This is a genomic window from Saccharopolyspora shandongensis, from assembly GCF_900106995.1.
Taxonomy (GTDB): domain Bacteria; phylum Actinomycetota; class Actinomycetes; order Mycobacteriales; family Pseudonocardiaceae; genus Saccharopolyspora; species Saccharopolyspora shandongensis.
Genome location: NZ_FNOK01000002.1, coordinates 228,606 through 245,732, shown reverse-complemented (window position 1 = coordinate 245,732; position 17,127 = coordinate 228,606). Strand labels below are relative to the sequence as shown.

Here is a 17,127-nt window from a genome sequence, read left to right as displayed (position 1 = left end):
CAGAGCGACAGCTTCGCCACATCGTGTTACTGGTGTTCCGGGCCGATTGCGCGCCGTGGTCATTCCGCCCCTGGGGCCGCTGGTCGGCGCTACGGTGGCAGGGTGGACGACTTCAAGATCACCACCCGGGACGACGCGGCGGCGTCGATTCCCCGCGTGCTCCGCGTCTCGGCGGCGTTGAGCTGGCGGTTGGTGGTGATACTCGGTGCCCTGTACGTGGTGGGTCTGGTCATCGGCCAGATCTACGTCGTCGTGATCCCGGTGGCCATCGCGCTGCTGCTGTCGGCGCTGCTGGCCCCGATCGTGTCCTGGCTGGCCCGGCGCGGCGTGCCGCGGGCGCTGGCCACCGCGATGGTGCTGATCGGCGGGCTCGCGGTCGTCGGCGGCGTCCTCACCTTCGTCATCAACGCGTTCATCGAGGGCTTCCCCGACCTGCAGCGCCAGGTCGTCGCCAGCCTCAACCAGCTGAAGGACTCGCTGGCGCAGGGCCCGCTGCAGATCAACGAGGAGCAGATAGGCCGCTATCTGGATCAGGCTCAGGAGTGGCTGGCCGCCAACCAGGCGGCGCTGACCAGCGGCGCGCTATCCACCGCGGGCACCTTCGGCAACTTCCTCACCGGGTTGGTGCTGGCGCTGTTCACGCTGATCTACTTCCTGCACGACGGCCGCGGGGTGTGGCTGTTCGTGACGAAGCTGGCGCCGAAGCACGTGCGGCACCGGGTCGACGTCGCCGGCTGCAAGGGCTTCGCGTCGCTGGTCGGCTTCGTGCGGGCGACCGCGCTGGTCGCGGTGGTGGACGCGCTCGGCATCGGGACGGGCCTGATGATCCTGGGCGTGCCGCTGGCGATCCCGCTGGCTGCGCTGGTGTTCCTCGGCGGTTTCGTGCCGATCGTCGGCGCGGTGGCCTCTGGTGCGGTCGCGGTGCTGGTGGCGCTGGTGACCAAGGGCTGGGTCGTCGCGCTGATCGTGGTCGGCATCGTGCTCGCGGTGCAGCAGATCGAGGGCAACGTGCTGCAGCCCCTGATCCTGGGCCGCGCCGTGCAGATCCACGCGCTGGGCGTGGTGCTGGCGATCAGCATCGGCGTGGTGGTCTCGGGCATCATCGGCGCGCTGCTCGCGGTGCCGATGGTCGCGGTGCTGAACTCGGCGATCCGCTCGCTGGTGGAGGAGGAACCGGAGCAACCGGCCGAACCCGCCGAGAAGGCCGAAGCGGAACCACCACCACCGGACGAAACCCCGGACGAGAAGCCGGACCCGGCGCCGCAGAACTCCGAGGTCTGACGGGGTTCAAGAGGCTGTTTTGAACGTTGTGGCGTGGGTTTTCATTGTCTTTGAAGCGGCGCAGCCGCTTAGCCCACCTGCGAAACCGGCACCGCCGCGGGTTCTCAGGCTGTGCCCGCCCGAAGGGGCTCTCGGCGAGGCCAGTCCCCGACGTGGTGAATTGGCATTCATGATGTCGGGGATCCCACAGCCAGGCGGCGTCTGAGGTTCCGCTACCCGCACCGCAACGCAAGATGAGCCTGGAAACAGGGGTTCAGGCGAGGGTGACCGCGTTGCGGCCGCCGGACTTCGCCGCGAGGAGGGCCGCGTCGGCGGCCACCAGCAGGTCGGTGAGCTCGTAGCCGAAGCGGGACGTGGTGGCAACGCCGATGCTGACCGTCAGGTCGTCGAGCTCCCGGTGCCGCCCGTGGATGTCGCGGGCGGGCACCGACAACGCGGCCGTCGACGCCCGGATCCGGTCCGCCACCGCGCACGCGATGCCGGTGTCCGTGCCCGGCAGCAGCACCACGAACTCCTCGCCGCCGAAGCGGCCGACCACGTCTTCCCGCCGCACGCTGCTGCGCAGCATCATCGCGACGGCCGCCAGCACCGTGTCACCCGCCAGGTGCCCGATCTCGTCGTTGACCCGCTTGAAGTGGTCGAGGTCGAGCAGCAGCAGCGACACCGGCTGGCCGCGGGTCTGCGCCCGGTGGAGTTCGTTGCGCGCCAACCGCTCCCAGTGCGCGGCGTTGGCCAGGCCCGTCTTGCCGTCCCGCTGCGCGGACCGCCGCCACTGCGGCAGCTGGCTCGCCAGATCCAGCAGGACCAGCGGCGGCCCGGCCAGCAGGGCGCTGCCCGGCTCGCTGTGCACCGCCACCGCCAGCAGCCCGCCCAGGCTCGCCGCGACGATGCCGAGCAGCACGTCGATCGGCTCGCCCACCACCTCCGCCCGCGCCGCCGACGGGTTGCGCAGCCGGATGCCGCCGGCGACCACGAAGGCCCGCACCAGCAGCAGCACCGCGCCGGTCAGCACGAACTGCGCCGGCGACCAGCCGGGCTCCGACCAGCCGATGAGGAACCGCGCGGACAGCGTGGCGATCGTGGTGGCCGCCGTGGTGAACAGCCAGCGGTGCAGCTCCGGGCGGCCGTCCAGCACGCCGTGCAGCGTCGGCCCGAGCAGCAGGAGCACCAGCAGGTTCGGCGGCAGCGTGAGGATTCCGGCGGCGAGGTAGGCGATGTGCAGCGTCCACGGGTTCCGCCGCACCTGCCGCTGCACGTTGATCGACACCGAGGTGATCACGATGACCGTCCCGGCGGTGGCGGCCAGCATCGCGAAGGTCAGCAGCTCGCGCGGCAGCGGCGACCGGCTCGTCACGAAGACCAGCACGACCAGTACCAACGCGATCGCCTGGACGGTGAGCACGTAGGCGATCGCCGCGGGCCGCAGTCGCCACAGCAACCATCCCCCCACCAAGCCGATCACCTCCCCCGCGAGCCTCGCACAGCGAACGACCCCGCCGAAGCTCGCCACTCGGGCCATTCGGGGCGATGCTCGTCGTGATCACAAACACGCAGAGTGCTCGATCCGGCGGTCTCCGCCAACCTGGATGTACGGCAGGATGGTCCGCTGGGGAAGGAGCGAATGTGGGCAATCCGCAACAGCCGTCGCGCCAACCGCAGGTGGCCGACGGCCGCTCGCCGCTTTGGCGCGGGCACAACGTGTTCCGCGTGGTCACGTTCCTCTACGCCTGCTTCTGGTTCTTCTACCAGCTCGGCGATTACGAGCGGCCGTGGCTGGCGGCGGTGGTCATCTCCCTGATGGGCGGGTGGACGGCGTTCACCGTCTGGCGGTACTGGTCCCGCGCGGGGCGCACCAACCGGATGGTGCTGATCGACTGCGTCGTGGTGTCCGCGCTGTTCCTCAGCAACGAATTCATCCTCACCGAGCACCAGATGCTCCACAACTTCCCGACGGTGGTGACGGTGTGGCATCCGACGATGGTCACCGCCGCCGCCTCGCAGTGGGGCGTGTTCGGCGGGCTGACGACCGGGATCATCGCGGCGGCCAGCAACTACCTGATCCGCGGCTTCAGCGACCAGACCATGTCGCTGGACACCCTGCTGCTGGTCGGCACCGGCCTGGTGATCGGCCTGGCCTCGGACACCGCGCGCCGGTCCACCGATCGGCTGGCCCGCGCGCTGCGCGCGGAGGCCGCGACCGCGGAGCGGGAACGGCTGGCGCGCAACATCCACGACAGCGTGCTGCAGGTGCTCGCACGGGTGCGGCGACGCGGCGCGGAGCTCGGCGGCGAAGCTTCCGAGCTGGCGAAACTCGCGGGAGAGCAAGAGATCGCACTGCGCGCGCTGGTCGCCACCACTCCGCAGGAGACCGCGGAGGACGGTGAGGTCGACCTCGCCGCGCGGCTGCAGGTGCTGCGCACCGGCCGGATCAACGTGTCGGTACCGGGCAATTCGGTGCGCTTGCCGGAGCCGCTGAGCAGCGACCTGTTCGCGGCGGTGCGGGAAGCGCTGGCGAACGTCGAGAAGCACGCCGGCGCGGACGCCCGGGCATGGGTGCTGCTGGAGGAGCTGCCGGACGAGGTCGTGCTCACCGTTCGCGACGACGGCCCGGGCATCCCCGAGGGCCGCCTCGAAGAAGCCGCCGCCGAGGGACGGTTGGGCGTGGCCAAGTCGATTCGGGGCCGGGTGGAGTCGATGGGTGGCACGATCACGCTCGACACCACGCCCGGCGAGGGAACCGAGTGGGAGGTCCGGGTTCCCCGACCGGAAGCGATCCCGGCCAAGCGCCGCAGAGGAGGAAGACGATGAGCGAGCCGCCCGTCACCGTGATGGTCGTCGACGACCACCCGATGTGGCGCGACGGGGTCGCCCGCGACCTGACGGAGCGCGGCTTCGAGGTTCGGGCCACCGCGAGCGACGGCGCGTCCGCGCTGCGCATCGCGCGGACCGTCAAGCCCGACGTCGTGCTGATGGACCTCAACCTGGGCGACACCTCCGGGGTCAGCGCCACCCTGCACATCACCCAGGAGATCTCCGGTACCCGGGTGCTAGTGCTGTCCGCCAGCGGCGAGCACAACGACGTGCTGGAGGCGGTGAAGGCCGGCGCGTCCGGCTACCTGGTGAAGTCGGCGTCGGTCGAGGAGCTGGTGGACGCGGTCCAGCGCACCGCCGCCGGCGACGCGGTGTTCACGCCCGGCCTGGCCGGGCTGGTGCTCGGGGAGTACCGGCGGATGGCGATCACCCCGGACTCGGAGTCGCAGGCGCCGCAGCTGACCGACCGGGAGACCGAGGTGCTGCGGCTGGTAGCGAAGGGGATGACGGCCCGGCAGATCGCCAAGAAGCTGGTCATCTCGCATCGCACGGTGGAGAACCACGTCCAGTCGACGCTGCGCAAGCTGCAGCTCCACAACCGGGTGGAGCTCGCCCGCTACGCCATCGAGCACGGCCTGGACCAGGAGGAGGCCGAGCCCGAGGGGGCCTGAGGTACGAGGGCGAACTCCTTTTCCCTAGCGGTACGGGTGGCGGCCCCCCTGCGGGAGTTGCTGTCGCCTTCTCGCTGTGGGATCCCCGACATCATGAATGCCAATTCACCACGTCGGGGCTGTCCTCGCGAGAAGACCCCTGAGAACCCGCGGCGGTGCAAGCTGCGTAGGTGGGCTAAGCGCCTCCGGCGCTTCAAGAACAAGTGAATTCGCAGGTCAAGACCCGTGTGCCCGGTCGGCGCACGGGTCTTTTTTTCGTTGGGTGACCCGCGATCCGTGCAGGATTTTCCCGGTTCACCCGATTCAACGATGAAAGATCTTCACCGGGTCCCCTTTTCGCTGGACACCCCCGTCATTACGGGCCGTGATCCCGGGTTCCGCGCGCCGCCCCGCGACTCCGCGTGACGGCGTGGTGACGGGCCGGTGACGGGTCTCTGGCGTACTCGTCACCAGCGGCACGAAGCCGCAGTCGAAATTCCGTCAATGCGAACAGGAGCCTGACCATGGAGTTTTCGTACGAGTTCGCTGAGATGCTGCCCGAGCGCGAGGCCCTCGGCGGCTGGTGGGGCGGCGACGTCAACACCATCGTGGCCGACAACACCGCGGTGGCCCTCTTCGGGTCCCAGGCGACGGCCGCCCAGGTCATCACGCAGGTCTCGCGCTGACCGGTCTGCCGTTAACACCTCCGGCCGCCCACCGCTGCTGCGCGTGGTGGGCGGCCGGCCACCAAAACGAGGAGATGGCACATGGAAACTCTCGATCTGCACGACCAGTCCGCGGAACTGCTCCCGCAGCGCGAAGCCCTGGGGGGCTGCGGCTGCAACCTGTTCCCTGACGTCAACACCATCGTGGCGGTCAACACCGCCGTGGCTCTCTTCGGGTCGCAGGCCACGGCCGCCCAGGTCATCAACCAGGTCTGACGGCCCAGTCTGGCCGGGAGCGAAGCGTTCGCTCCCGGCCAGGCTCGCACGCTGCCCACCACGTGAACGGGTTCGCAGGAGGAAGCCATGTCCGAAGTCACCCAGACCGACCGCGTGCCGGAGACCGACGAGCAGGCGGTCGCGCGGCTGGCCGACGGAGTGTCGCTGTGCGGGGAGTACGAGGGTGGCGGCTTCGACGAACCGCGTTACCTGATCTCCCGCGGTGACGGCCAGATGGTGCTGGTCTCGCCGCTGCTGTACCAGATCGCGACGGCGATCGACGGCACCCGGAACCTGGCCGAAGTGGCGTCGCAGGCGTCGCGGGCGACCGGACGGGAACTGTCCGCCGCCAACGCGGAGTTCCTCATCAACGAGAAGCTGCACCCGCTCGGCATCGCCACCCTGTCCGAGCCGCTGGCCGAGCCGCCGAAGGCGGATCCGCTGCTGTCGCTGGCGATGCACGGCGTGCTCGCGCCGCCCCGGGTGGTGCGGGCGGCGGCCGCCGTCCTGGCGCCGCTGTACACGCCCGTCGTCGTGGTGCTCGTGCTGTTGGGGCTGGTCGCGTTCGACGCGTGGCTGATCGGCTCCGGCTACGTCGACCTGGCGTTCCAGTCGTCCGTCGGGGAACCGTCGCAGGTGCTCCTGCTGCTCGGCCTGATGGTGAGCAGCACGCTGTTCCACGAGCTGGGGCACGCCGCCGGGTGCCACTACGGCGGCGCCAAGCCGGGCGCGATCGGCGTCGGCGTCATGCTGATCATCCCGTGCTTCTACACGAACGTCACCGATGCCTACCGCCTGGACCGGCGGGGCCGGCTGCGCACCGACCTGGGCGGCATCTACTTCAACGCGGTGTTCATCCTGGCGATGGCCGGGATCTACGGCCTGACCGGCTTCGCGCCGCTGCTGGTCTTCATCGCGCTGAGCCACATCCAGATCCTGCAGCAGCTGCTGCCGCTGCTGCGCATGGACGGCTACTACATCCTCGGCGACCTGGTCGGGGTGCCGAACCTGTTCTCCCAGATCCGCCCGTTCCTGCTGCGCCTCGTGGGGCGGAGCGGCAACGTGCCCGGCACGCACTCCGGGCTGCGACCGCGGGTGCGGATCCTGGTCACCGCCTGGGTCCTGGTCGTGGTGCCCACGCTGATCTTCGCGCTGGGGATGCTGCTCTGGCGGCTCCCGGTCTACCTGTCCAGGGCGTTCAGCCGGGGCCACGACTACTGGACGATGCTGACGACCGGTGTCGGGCAGGGGCAGTTCTGGGCCCCGCTCCTGGCGATCGTCTCGATGTTCATCCTGCTGCTGCCGTGGCTCGGCGCAGGCGCCTTCGCGGTGCGCAGCTACCGGCGGCTCGCCCGGCTCATCTCGCGCCGCCGCAAGCAACGGAGCACCAGCGGGCGCCACCGCAGCGTGCGCGCCTGAAGTGTTCCTTCATGGGGCTCCCACCGGGGGGTGTGGGAGCCCCACACGTGTGCGAGGAGGGCCATTTGTCACGGTCCGTTGTGCGGTAACAGCCGAGTGGAGTGGCCCCGATAGGCACGGATGTGGGCCCTGGTTCCGGCGTCCACGCCGGTGCTCGGGAACTTCCGGGGGAGGGGCAGTCGCTGCCCCGCGAAGCGCCCGTTTCAGGCCTGTCGAGGGGGGAACAATGACCGGTGGAACAGTGCGTCCGATGACACGCGTGCGGGCGCGCACTCCTGCGCAGCCCGACCAACCGTTCCGGCTGTCGCTGCTCGGCGGCTGGGATCTGCAGGCTGGCGGCGAGGGCGTGGCGATGTCCAGCAACGGGCAGCGCGTGCTCGCCTTCCTCGCGCTGCGCGGGCGCACACAGCGTGACTACCTCGCCGGCATCCTGTGGCCGGAAAGCGACGAGCAGAGCGCACTGGCCAATCTCCGGACGACCCTGTGGCGGGTGCGCCAGCGGGCGCACGGCGCGGTGATCAGCACCTCGCACGAGCTGCAGCTCGCGCCGCTGGTGACGCTGGACGTCGACGGGCTGGTCGCGGCGGGGCGCTACCTGGTGCGCCAGGATTCGACGGAGTCGCCCGCGGACTGCGCGGAGATCGGCCGCGACCTGGCGAGGCACGCGCCGCTGCTGCCGGGCTGGTACGACGACTGGGTGCTGACCGAGCGCGAGAGCCTGCAGCAGCTGCAGGTGCACGCGCTGGAGGTGGCCGCGGAGCGGCTGGTGCAGTCGCGCCACCTGGGGGCGGCGCTGGAGATCGCGCAGGCGGCGACCCAGGTGGAACCGTTCCGCGAGACGGCACACTGCGCGGTGGTCAAGGTGCTGCTGCAGCAGGCGAATCCGGCGCAGGCGGTGCGCCACTACCAGCGCTACGAGCGCCTCTTGGACCGCGAGCTCGGCATCGAGCCGTCGCCGAACCTGCGCGACCTGGTCCGCCCGGTCCTGGCCCGATCCCGGGCCTGACGCCGCGATCACGGGCCTGCCCCCGAATGCTCGTGCCAGGCCCGGCACCGCGGTCGATGCTCCACCGAGCGCTGGGTGGATGCGGTGAACGGCCCGTTCACCTCGTCTATCGGAACAAACGGTCCGTTCACTCCACGCCAGCAGCGCCCACCCGACATCGGGTGGATGCGGTGAACGGCCCGTTCACCTCGTCTATCGAGGCGAACAGGCCGTTCACTCCGCACCAGGTGCGGGGCCGATCAGGCGAGAACCGTCCGGACCGCTTCTCGCGCGCGGGCCGGGGTCGCGGCCGCGAGGGCTGCTTCCGCCGCCTGCTCGAACGTCGCGAGCGAGTGCTCGGCGAGCGCCGCGCCGACCGCCGGGACCGCCGCCGCGGCCATCGACAGGCTGGTCACGCCGAGGCCCGCGAACACGCCGGCCAGCAGCGGGTCGGAGGCGGCCTCGCCGCACACGCCGACGGGCTTGTCGAGCTGCCGCCCGGCCCGGCCGATCATCGCGATCAGCCGCAGCAGCGCCGGCTGCCAGGGGTCGTTGAGCTCCGCGAGCGCGCCCGCCTGCCGGTCGGCGGCGAAGACGTACTGCGCGAGGTCGTTGGTGCCGATGCTGACGAAGTCGACCGCGCCGAGGATCTCCGCCGCGCTCAACGCCGCCGCCGGGATCTCGATCATCACGCCGGCTCGCGCCAGGCCCGCGGCTCGCACCCGGGCGGCGAACCAGGCGGCCTCGTCGACGGTCGCGACCATCGGGGCCATCACGGACACCTCGGCGCCGGAATCGGCCGCGGCCGCGGCGATCGCCGCCAGCTGCCGTTCCAGCACGTCGGGCCGGTCGAAGGCGACCCGCAGCCCGCGCACGCCGAGCGCCGGGTTCGGCTCCACGCCCATGTCGAGGAACGCCAGCGGCTTGTCCGCGCCGGCGTCGAGCGTGCGGACGATGACCGGCTTGCCCGCGAACGGCGCGATGACCTCGTGGTACGCGGACCGCTGCGTCTCGACGGCCGGTTCCTCGCTCGCGCCGAGATAGCAGAACTCGGTGCGGAACAGGCCGACTCCCTGCGCACCGGCCGCGACGGCGGCGCGCGCGTCGGCGCCCGATCCGACGTTGGCGATGACCTTGATCGGCTTGCCGTCCGCGGTCTCGCCGACGCCGTTCCACTCCTTGGCCACGGCGCGCTCCGCGGCCTGCGCGGGCAGGGCCTCCTCGGAGGTCTCGACCTCACCGCTGTCGCCGTCCACGATCGCGCCGGCCACGCCGGGCACTCCGAGCACGCCACGGACCGCCACCACCGCCGGGATTCCCAGCGCTCGCGCCAGGATCGCGGTGTGGCTGGTCGGGCCGCCCTCCTCGGTGACGAGCGCGAGCACCAGGCTCGGGTCGAGGTCGGCGGTGTCGGCGGGGGCGAGGTCGCGGGCCAGCAGCACGCTGGGCTGCTGGAGCTCGGGCACGCCGGGCGGCGTCACGCCGTGCAGCCCGGCGATGATCCGGTCCCGGACGTCCTGCACGTCGCGGGCGCGTTCGGCCATGTAGCCGCCGGCCGCGCTCAGCGCCTCGGCGAAGCCGTTGGCCGCCTCGAACACCGCGCGCGGCGCGGGCATCGAGCGGCCGGTGACGAGCTGTTCGGCTTGCGAGATCAGGGCCGGGTCGAGCGCCATCGCGGCGGTCGTCTCCAGCACGGCCTTGGCGTCGCCCTCGACCCGGGTGGCGCGCTCGAACAGCCGCTCGGCGACGGCTTCGGCGGCGGGCCGGATGCGGGCCGCGTCGGCGGCCGGGTCGGTGGGCGCGGGAGTGGCGGACGGTTCGGGCAGAGGATCGGCGACCCGGGCGACCGGCCCCGAGGCGCGGCCGGAGCTGACTCCGACACCAGTCAAACGCGACATGGTCTAGACCATACCCTTCTCATTCGGGCTTTGGGGCGATCGTAGGCACGAGTACACCGTTCGGCCCGAACGTCGCGGCCAGCGTGAACACGCCCCGTGGCGACAGTGGTTCTTACGTCCCCCGAATGTCGCATTGAATCCATTACCGATGAGTAACAACTGAGTAGCCGTACGGATCCGACCGCAACCCCCGGAACAGGAGGCTGTGGGCATGGCATTGAGCACTCAGATCACCGAAACGAAACCGCGCCTCGACTGGTTCGCCGAGCCCCTGGCCGCGATCGTGAACCTCTTCGCCAGCCAGCTCTCCGAATCCGGCACGGGCAGGAGCGACACGTCGGGAGTGGCCTCCGACAGCCTCCCGCCGCCCACGAGCGAACTGCCCGGCAGGCCGGTTCCCATCCCGGGCGAGCCCGTCGACACCAGCCATGCCCGTCCCGTGCAGTCCCCGGTCGTTCCGACCGGGGCTGCCCCGTCTCCGGAGTGATTCCGCGTCCATGCCACCAAGACACCGCCGCCAGGCCCGCGAACGGCCCGTTCACCTCGGAAGCAGAGGAGAACGGGCCGTTCACTTCGTGCCTGCCGACCACAGTTCGATCCCGTTCGGGGATCCACCGTTCGAGCTAAATTCCAGTCTTACATGGATCTTTTCGGAGCAGTCGGGCGTCAAACTGAACGGGTTGTTGCTCGCCGGTATCGCGCCACCGACGATCACAACCTGCTGAGGGCCGGCCGCAACGCCCCCCGTGCGGTCGGCCCCCAGTGAAAAGCCCGTCGTGCGCACTCAGTCCCGGGCCTTGCGCAGGCCGAGGGCCTTCAGCGCACCGTCCACCTTGCCGGGCTGCTGCTCCGGCAGCAGGTGCGGCGCCTGATCGGCGACCGCGGAGACCACCTCGCTCGCCGAGGGGTTGACCGCCTGCCACTCGCCCACGACCACGGTCGGCACCGTCTCGTTCCCGTCGGCGATGGAGCGGACCACCGCCGCCGCGTTCGGGTCCTCCCAGATGTCCACCTCGGTGAAGGCCAGGCCCTGGCGCCGCAGCCCGGCGCGCAGCGCGGTGCAGAACGGGCAGCCGGGCCGGGTGTAGACGACGACTTCCTCGACGACGGCGCTCATCTTGTCTCCTCCAGTCATGCGTGCTGGTCGCCGCGCGGCTCCGGGGCCGGTCCCGCGGCGTTGCCCACGAGCTGCAACATCGCGGGCACCCGAATCATTCGCGACACCGCCGCATCCGGGGCCGGAGCGAGACGATGGTCACCCCGTGACGGCCTCCCGATCACGACCGAGGTGTCGGATTCGGCCGCGTGCCCCGGACGAGGGGCCGGATGGGCCACAATCACGAGCGGCCGACCGGGTAAGGCGGGTCGGCCACACCGACACAGGAGTCGCACATGACCGAGGTGTCCCGGCGCGGGAGGGTTCGCGCGGCCACCGAGCTCGAAATCCGCCAGCACGCGCGGGCGCTGCTCGTCGAGCACGGGAGCGACGCGGTCACGCTGCGCGCGATCGCCCGCGAGCTGGGCATCACGGCGCCGGCCCTGTACCGGTACTGCGAATCCCGCGAAGACCTGCTGCGCCAGCTCTGCGACGACATCTGCGCCGACCTGGCGACCGAGCTGCACGCCGTGCTGGCACCGGCGGCCGGGGGATTCCTGGACAAGATCTTCGCGGTCTGCCGGGGTTTCCGGGGCTGGGCGATGGCGCATCCCGAGGAGTTCGCGCTGGTCTTCGCCACGCCGCGGGGCGAAGAGGGCAGCCGCAGGCAGGACCAGTTCGCCGGCGTCTTCCTGGGCATCGTCGGCCCGTTCCTGGCCGAAGGCGCGGTGAAGATCGACTCCGCGCCGGTGCCGTTCGACTTGCCGGACATGTCGGCGCAGCGGGACGCCTTGGCGGCGGCGTTGTCCACCGAGGGCATCGCGGTTCCGCCGGAAGCACTGAGCCCGGACGCTGTGTACGTGCTGCTGCGCTGGTGGGTCCGCCTGTACGGGCACGTGGCCCTGGAGGTCTTCGGCCGCTTCCCGTTCGACCTCAAGCACGCCGACCGCCTCTTCGACTCGATGCTCCACGAGCTGGCCCACGAATCCGGCCTGGCCTGACACCACTCGCGCCCGGCTCGTCGAATTCGCCCGTTTCCGCCCGAAATCGGGGATTTCTTCGCCCTGGCAGCTCATCTGCATACTCCGAACGGAGTAAGTTTCGGGCCCTGCCGATCTTTTCGCGATCCTCGATCAACCTCGCCCTCGCGCCAGGCGTCACAAGGACGTTCAAAAAAGCGCGGGAAGGGTTGCACAATGTTCCACAAGTCGGGGCGAGTTCTCATCGCGGCACTGGCGGTTGGCGCCGCCCTGTTCGCCGGCGGTTGCGCCGCCGGAGCAGGACAGGCCATGCAGCCCCCTCAATCTCCGAACGTCGCCACGACCGCCCAGGGATCGATAGCCTCGGACAGCCAGGCGACGCAGAGTTCCGGCGGCAACGCCGAGCCCGAGACCGGCATGACCACCGGCAAGACCACTGGGAAGAACTCGAGCCAGGGCGGGGAAACCGGCAACGGCTCGACGGCCGGTTCCGAGCAGGACATCCCGATCGGCAGCTACACGCGGGACGGCCAGACGAAGAAGTTCGTGACCTCGCCGACGGAGCTGATCCTGCCGGACTCCGCCAGCGGCGGCGCCTCGGACGTGCAGTTCACGAACGTCACCTGGACCAAGTGGGGCGAAAACGGCGCGGAGGGCAGCGGCGACGCCTTCATCACCGGCGGCGGCGCTCCGCCGGAGACCATCCAAAATGTACGGATCATCTTGGACGACGCGAAGACCGTCGAGGGCACGCGGCAGTTCACCCACTTCCTGCTCATGTACCCGGACGGCACGGTCAACGAAGGCCGGACCGACTTCTGATCCCCACCTCTTTCGGCGAGACCGGAAGGCGGTGCACGGCCCCCTGGTGCACCGCACGGCGCCCGGTCTCGTCGAACCTGCCACCCCGGCGCGCCATGCCGGGGTGGCAGTCCCGCGCCAGCGGCCGGTGACGCCGCGCAAGAAGAAGCAGCGGCCCGTGGGGTGCTCGGGCCGCTGCTCCGTCTGTGAGACCGGTCGGGATCAGAAGTTGGTGATCGCCGAGATGTTGCCCTTGTGCAGGTTCTCGATCACGTTGCGGGCGTCGCGGTACTTGTAGGAACCCGACTCGAAGAGCAGGTAGGCATCGCCCTTGTACTCCGTGATGCCCTCGGCCATGCTCGGGGCGCGGAAGCACTTCGTGGACGGCTTGTCGATGTCCGTCGCGTCCTTGTCCACCACGAAGACGTTGCTGCGCTTGTCGCGGCCGTAGGACGTGCTGAAGATGAACTTGTCCTTCGTGACCATCAGGCCCTGCGTCTTGGTGGGCACCTCGTAGCCGTGCTCCGTGGTCAGCGAGCCGTTCTCGTTGATCTTGTACGAGAACATCTTGCCGCGGCCGCCGTCGTTGAACTTGCCCGCGTACAGGGTGTCCCCGTAGCTGGAGATGAACGACGCCGCGTACACCCGCCGTCCCTGGCCGTCCTGCTTGACGTACGGGACGCCGCCCTTCTTCATGGCGTCCCTGAGGTCGGACAGCTTGTACTTGCGGATCGTGTCCCACTTGCCGGAGTCGCGGCCCTGCACGAAGGCCCAGCCCTTGCTGACCGTGATGCCGCCGACGTGCGACTCGGCGATGGCGACGGTGCCGACGTGCTTGCCGGTCTTCGGATCGATGCCGACGATGCGCGCGTCCTGGCCCTTCGCGCCGTACTCGGTCACCAGCAGCAGGTCGCTGTTGGGGCCGTCCCAGTTGTACCAGGGCGAAATGCCCTGCGGCGTGTACTTGTCCAGGCCCGGGACCGCCGGGCCCTTGCCGAAGGCCTTGTCGTAGACCTCCGACGCCGACGGGCCGCTGTAGAACGGGCCATTACCGCTGGCTTTCGTCTCGCACTTGATGCCCTGGTCGGCATCGCCTTCCTCGGCCGCGGCCGAGGTCGTCGCAGCGGTGCTGAGCAGGAACGCGCCGCTGACCGCGGTGATCGCGACTTTGCGGAGGAGGTTGGACATCGTGCCTCTCAAACATTTCGGCGTCCGTAGTACCTCCCTGTGACGCACGGGAGCCGCCACGGTTCCACCTGAGATCCACTTCTTGTTCATCCGCCGGTCACGGCGGAGAACACCGGTCGTCCGAGCGTGGTGGACTGGGAGCATGACGATCACCCAGCAGGACAAGGCAGAACTCTTCCACTCACTGCACACCGACCGGACCCCGCTGGTCCTGGCGAACGCCTGGGACGTGGCCAGCGCGCGGCTGGTCGAGGAGGCCGGGTCCGCAGCGGTGGCGACCACCAGCGCCGGCGTCGCGTGGAGCCTCGGTGCGGCGGACGGCAACGCGCTCGACCGGGGGCTCGCCGTCGACCTGATCGCGCGCGTCGCCGCCGCGGTGGACCTGCCGGTCACCGCGGACGTAGAAGGCGGTTTCGCCGAAAACCCCGACGGCGTCGGGGAAACCATCCGCCTGATGCTGGCGGCGGGCGCGATCGGCGTCAACATCGAGGACAGCGTCGGCCCGTCCCTGCGCCCGGTCGAGGAGCAGGCCGCGCGCATCACCGCTGCCCGAGCCGCAGCCGACGAGGCTCAGATCCCGCTGTTCATCAACGCGCGCACCGACCCGTTCCTGCGCCCGGTCCACGACGACCCGGCCGAGCGGTTGCGCGACGCCATCGCCCGCGCGGCCGCCTACGCGGAGGCCGGGGCGTCCGGGATCTTCGTCCCCGGCGTCACCGATCTGGCGGTGGTCGCCGAGCTGGCGAAGAACGTCGACCGGCCGCTGAACGTCCTGGCCGGGCCGGGCGCACCTGCCGTCGCGGAACTGGCGGAGGCGGGCGCGGCCCGCATCAGCCTCGGTGCTGCGGTGGCGCAGGCGGCGTACGCCTTGGCGCGCAAGGGGATTCGGGAGGCGCTGGAGCACGGCACCTACCAATCGATCGCGGACGCCGTGGACTTCGGCGACTTCAACGCCCTGTTCCGCAGCTGACCGGCATCGCCGCGAACCTCAGCGTCCACATCGGACATTTGCCGGTCGATGTGTGAGGATCCCGGTCCCGCAGTGGGTGAAGGGCTCCCAATTTTAGGCAAAATTGGGAGCCCTCCGAGTGCCTGGCGGAGCCGGTCAGATCCGGGTGGTCATCGCGCGTCGTGGGCGCGCTGGGCGTCTTGGCGGTCGGCTTCCGCGCCCGTGGCGATCGGGGCCGTCAGCCACTGGCGCGGGATGCCGAAGGCCGCCACCAGGTCCACCGCGTGCGGGCGGATCTGGCCGCACAGCACGTTGACCGCCTCCGTGATCGCCTTCGACCGGCGCGGCGAGATCCGCTCGTGCTCCAGGAACCAGGCGCGGTCCGCCTCGATGTTGGACAGCACGTACAGGTCGCAGAGCTTGTTCAGCAGCGCGGCGGTGCGCCGGTCGCGGCAGCGCTCGATCGCCGCGACGAACGTCTCCAGCACGATGCGGTCCACGTGCACCTGAGCGGCGCGCAGCACGTGGTCCTGCGCGTTGTTGAAGACCTCGAACGCGTTGTCGCGGTTGGCCTTCCGCAGGCGGCGGCCCAGGCCGTCGAGCACGTGCCGCTCGCGGTCGTCGAACATCTTCAGCTGCCAGCCGCGGTCGAGGATGTCGTCCTTGCCGGAGCCGTCGATGATCCGCTGCACCAGGGAACGCGTCGCGGTCCGCTCGATCACCGCGCCCACGAACTGGTCGGCGACGAACCTGGCCATGCCGAGCGTGCCCAGGTCGTCGAACTGGTCCTTGTAGTTCGTCAGCAGGCCCTTGGCGACCAGCTGCAGCAGCACCGTGTTGTCGCCCTCGAACGTGGTGAACACGTCGGTGTCGGCCTTGAGCTGCGCCAGCTGGTTCTCCGCCAGGTAGCCCGCGCCGCCGCAGGCCTCGCGGCAGGTCTGGATGGTCTGCGTCGCGTGCCAGGTCGTGACCGCCTTCAGCCCCGCGGCGCGGGATTCCAGTTCGCGCTGCGCGCGCTCGCCGGTGGGCGCGTCGTGCAGGGTGGCCACCAGCTCTTCCTGCGCGAAGTGCAGGGCGAACGTCTTCGCCAGCGCGGGCAGGAGCTTCCGCTGGTGCGCCAGGTAGTCCAGCACCACGGCCTCCTCGCCGGTGCCGGGCCGCTCGAACTGGCGGCGGGCGTCGCCGTAGCGCAAGGCGATCTCCAGCGCCAGCTTGGTCGCGCCGCCCGCGGTGCCGGCGACCGAGATCCGGCCGCGGATCAGGGTGCCGAGCATGGTGAAGAACCGCTTGCCCTTGCTGCTGATCGGGCTGCGGTAGGTGCCGTCCGCTTCGACGTCGCCGTAGCGGTTGAGCAGCGCCTCGCGCTGCACCCGCACGTGGTCGAAGTACAGCCGGCCGTTGTCGACGCCGTTGAGCCCGGCCTTGCGGCCGCAGTCCTCGATCCGCACGCCGGGCGCGGGCTGCCCGGCCTCGTCCCGGATCGGCACCAGCAGCGCGTGCACGCCGTGGCTCTCGCCGCCGGTGATCAGCTGCGCGAAGACCACCGCCAGCCGCCCGTCCCGCGCGGCGTTGCCGATGTACTCCTTGCGCGCCGCCTCGTGCGGGGTGTGCACGACGAATTCCTGCGCCGCCGGGTCGTACGTGGCGATGGTGCGCAGGTTCTGCACGTCGGAGCCGTGGCCGGTCTCGGTCATCGCGAAGCAGCCCGGCAGGTCCAGGCTCATGATGTCGCGCAGGTAGCGCTCGTGGTGGCGCTCGGTGCCCAGCGCGACGACCGCGCCGCCGAACAGTCCCCATTGGACACCGGCCTTGACCATCAGGGACAGGTTGCCGGGCAGCATCTCCAGCGACACCACGGAACCGCCGGTGTCGCCGCGGCCGCCGTAGGCGACCGGGAAGCCGAGGTCGGTGATGCCGGACTTGGCCAGCAGGCGCAGCTGTTCGAGGGTCTGCGCGCGGTGGCTCTCGGTGTCGAGGCCGTCGGCCGGCTGCAGCGGGACGCCGTCGAGGGTGTCGCGGACCTGCTTGCGGACGTCGGCCCAGCGGCCGTCCAGCAGCGTCGCGAGCTCGCGTGCGTCGAATCCGGAGCAACACATCACGGCCTCCACTCCTCAGTACCGGCTACTCC

16 protein-coding genes are annotated in these 17,127 nt (G+C 70.5%); 11 read left to right on the top strand and 5 right to left on the bottom strand.

From position 1 onward, the window contains the following. Nucleotides 1-102: 102 nt before the first annotated feature. Nucleotides 103-1,281 carry an AI-2E family transporter gene (locus BLW84_RS02870; RefSeq protein WP_093260904.1) on the top strand — a complete coding sequence of 393 codons (1,179 nt, stop codon included), beginning with the start codon at nt 103-105 and terminating at the stop codon, nt 1,279-1,281. A gap of 253 nt (nt 1,282-1,534) precedes the next feature. Here the strand turns inward: BLW84_RS02870 and BLW84_RS02865 are convergent, their stop codons facing one another. Continuing rightward, nucleotides 1,535-2,731, bottom strand: coding sequence for a GGDEF domain-containing protein (locus tag BLW84_RS02865; RefSeq protein ID WP_245760888.1), 1,197 nt, complete (start codon nt 2,729-2,731; stop codon nt 1,535-1,537). Between the two features lie 173 nt (nt 2,732-2,904). On the opposite strand from BLW84_RS02865, the gene macS reads away from it, so the two are divergent. The 6 genes from macS to BLW84_RS02845 all read left to right on the top strand — a co-directional run bounded on the left by macS (nt 2,905) and on the right by BLW84_RS02845 (nt 8,108). After that, a complete protein-coding gene (macS, locus tag BLW84_RS02860) occupies nt 2,905-4,089 on the top strand; it encodes a MacS family sensor histidine kinase (protein ID WP_093260902.1) in 1,185 nt (394 codons plus the stop codon). After that, complete coding sequence (locus BLW84_RS02855; RefSeq protein WP_093260900.1) at nt 4,086-4,763, top strand: response regulator; 678 nt, start codon at nt 4,086-4,088, stop codon at nt 4,761-4,763. The genes macS and BLW84_RS02855 overlap by 4 nt, the downstream gene beginning before the upstream one ends. A 503-nt stretch (nt 4,764-5,266) precedes the next feature. After that, complete coding sequence (locus tag BLW84_RS47200) at nt 5,267-5,428, top strand: hypothetical protein (RefSeq protein WP_168584091.1); 162 nt, start codon at nt 5,267-5,269, stop codon at nt 5,426-5,428. Between the two features lie 81 nt (nt 5,429-5,509). Next, nucleotides 5,510-5,683: a hypothetical protein gene (locus BLW84_RS47195; RefSeq protein ID WP_177226239.1), complete on the top strand. Its 174-nt coding sequence runs from the start codon at nt 5,510-5,512 to the stop codon at nt 5,681-5,683. 87 nt (nt 5,684-5,770) lie between these two features. Continuing rightward, nucleotides 5,771-7,102: a hypothetical protein gene (locus BLW84_RS02850; RefSeq protein ID WP_093260898.1), complete on the top strand. Its 1,332-nt coding sequence runs from the start codon at nt 5,771-5,773 to the stop codon at nt 7,100-7,102. Nucleotides 7,103-7,352: 250 nt separating this feature from the next. Next, nucleotides 7,353-8,108 carry an AfsR/SARP family transcriptional regulator gene (locus BLW84_RS02845; RefSeq protein WP_177226238.1) on the top strand — a complete coding sequence of 252 codons (756 nt, stop codon included), beginning with the start codon at nt 7,353-7,355 and terminating at the stop codon, nt 8,106-8,108. Nucleotides 8,109-8,347: 239 nt separating this feature from the next. Here BLW84_RS02845 and ptsP read toward each other — a convergent pair whose 3' ends face one another. Beyond that, complete coding sequence (ptsP, locus tag BLW84_RS02840; RefSeq protein ID WP_093260894.1) at nt 8,348-9,985, bottom strand: phosphoenolpyruvate--protein phosphotransferase; 1,638 nt, start codon at nt 9,983-9,985, stop codon at nt 8,348-8,350. Between the two features lie 211 nt (nt 9,986-10,196). Between ptsP and BLW84_RS02835 the strand changes: the two genes are divergently transcribed. Continuing rightward, nucleotides 10,197-10,472, top strand: a complete 276-nt coding sequence (locus tag BLW84_RS02835) for a hypothetical protein (protein ID WP_093260892.1) — start codon at nt 10,197-10,199, stop codon at nt 10,470-10,472. Between the two features lie 297 nt (nt 10,473-10,769). On the opposite strand, the gene BLW84_RS02830 is transcribed toward BLW84_RS02835, so the two are convergent. Then, on the bottom strand, nt 10,770-11,102 hold the full coding sequence (locus BLW84_RS02830) for a glutaredoxin family protein (RefSeq protein ID WP_093260890.1): 333 nt from the start codon (nt 11,100-11,102) through the stop codon (nt 10,770-10,772). A gap of 275 nt (nt 11,103-11,377) precedes the next feature. Here BLW84_RS02830 and BLW84_RS02825 point away from each other — a divergent pair, with 275 nt between their 5' ends. Next, nucleotides 11,378-12,082 (top strand): TetR/AcrR family transcriptional regulator, encoded by a 705-nt coding sequence (locus BLW84_RS02825; RefSeq protein WP_093260888.1) that lies wholly within the window; start codon nt 11,378-11,380, stop codon nt 12,080-12,082. 288 nt (nt 12,083-12,370) lie between these two features. Further along, the gene (locus tag BLW84_RS02820) at nt 12,371-12,883 is read left to right on the top strand and encodes a hypothetical protein (RefSeq protein WP_143060845.1); all 513 of its coding nucleotides are present in this window, start codon (nt 12,371-12,373) and stop codon (nt 12,881-12,883) included. Nucleotides 12,884-13,084: 201 nt separating this feature from the next. Here the strand turns inward: BLW84_RS02820 and BLW84_RS02815 are convergent, their stop codons facing one another. After that, on the bottom strand, nt 13,085-14,050 hold the full coding sequence (locus tag BLW84_RS02815) for a hypothetical protein (RefSeq protein ID WP_093260884.1): 966 nt from the start codon (nt 14,048-14,050) through the stop codon (nt 13,085-13,087). A gap of 142 nt (nt 14,051-14,192) precedes the next feature. On the opposite strand from BLW84_RS02815, the gene BLW84_RS02810 reads away from it, so the two are divergent. Further along, nucleotides 14,193-15,020 (top strand): isocitrate lyase/PEP mutase family protein, encoded by an 828-nt coding sequence (locus BLW84_RS02810; protein ID WP_093260882.1) that lies wholly within the window; start codon nt 14,193-14,195, stop codon nt 15,018-15,020. Between the two features lie 149 nt (nt 15,021-15,169). Here BLW84_RS02810 and BLW84_RS02805 read toward each other — a convergent pair whose 3' ends face one another. Next, nucleotides 15,170-17,095 carry an acyl-CoA dehydrogenase family protein gene (locus tag BLW84_RS02805; RefSeq protein ID WP_093260880.1) on the bottom strand — a complete coding sequence of 642 codons (1,926 nt, stop codon included), beginning with the start codon at nt 17,093-17,095 and terminating at the stop codon, nt 15,170-15,172. Between the last annotated feature and the right edge of the window lie 32 nt (nt 17,096-17,127).

Bases quoted from the DNA above. Each gene is read 5' to 3' on its own strand.
- BLW84_RS02855 (WP_093260900.1), top strand. From the start codon at position 4,086: ATGAGCGAGCCGCCCGTCACCGTGATGGTCGTCGACGACCACCCGATG.
- BLW84_RS47200 (WP_168584091.1), top strand. From the start codon at position 5,267: ATGGAGTTTTCGTACGAGTTCGCTGAGATGCTGCCCGAGCGCGAGGCC.
- BLW84_RS47195 (WP_177226239.1), top strand. From the start codon at position 5,510: ATGGAAACTCTCGATCTGCACGACCAGTCCGCGGAACTGCTCCCGCAG.
- BLW84_RS02850 (WP_093260898.1), top strand. From the start codon at position 5,771: ATGTCCGAAGTCACCCAGACCGACCGCGTGCCGGAGACCGACGAGCAG.
- BLW84_RS02845 (WP_177226238.1), top strand. From the start codon at position 7,353: ATGACACGCGTGCGGGCGCGCACTCCTGCGCAGCCCGACCAACCGTTC.
- ptsP (WP_093260894.1), bottom strand. From the start codon at position 9,985: ATGTCGCGTTTGACTGGTGTCGGAGTCAGCTCCGGCCGCGCCTCGGGG.
- BLW84_RS02835 (WP_093260892.1), top strand. From the start codon at position 10,197: ATGGCATTGAGCACTCAGATCACCGAAACGAAACCGCGCCTCGACTGG.
- BLW84_RS02830 (WP_093260890.1), bottom strand. From the start codon at position 11,102: ATGAGCGCCGTCGTCGAGGAAGTCGTCGTCTACACCCGGCCCGGCTGC.
- BLW84_RS02825 (WP_093260888.1), top strand. From the start codon at position 11,378: ATGACCGAGGTGTCCCGGCGCGGGAGGGTTCGCGCGGCCACCGAGCTC.
- BLW84_RS02820 (WP_143060845.1), top strand. From the start codon at position 12,371: ATGCAGCCCCCTCAATCTCCGAACGTCGCCACGACCGCCCAGGGATCG.
- BLW84_RS02815 (WP_093260884.1), bottom strand. From the start codon at position 14,050: ATGTCCAACCTCCTCCGCAAAGTCGCGATCACCGCGGTCAGCGGCGCG.
- BLW84_RS02810 (WP_093260882.1), top strand. From the start codon at position 14,193: ATGACGATCACCCAGCAGGACAAGGCAGAACTCTTCCACTCACTGCAC.
- BLW84_RS02805 (WP_093260880.1), bottom strand. From the start codon at position 17,095: ATGTGTTGCTCCGGATTCGACGCACGCGAGCTCGCGACGCTGCTGGAC.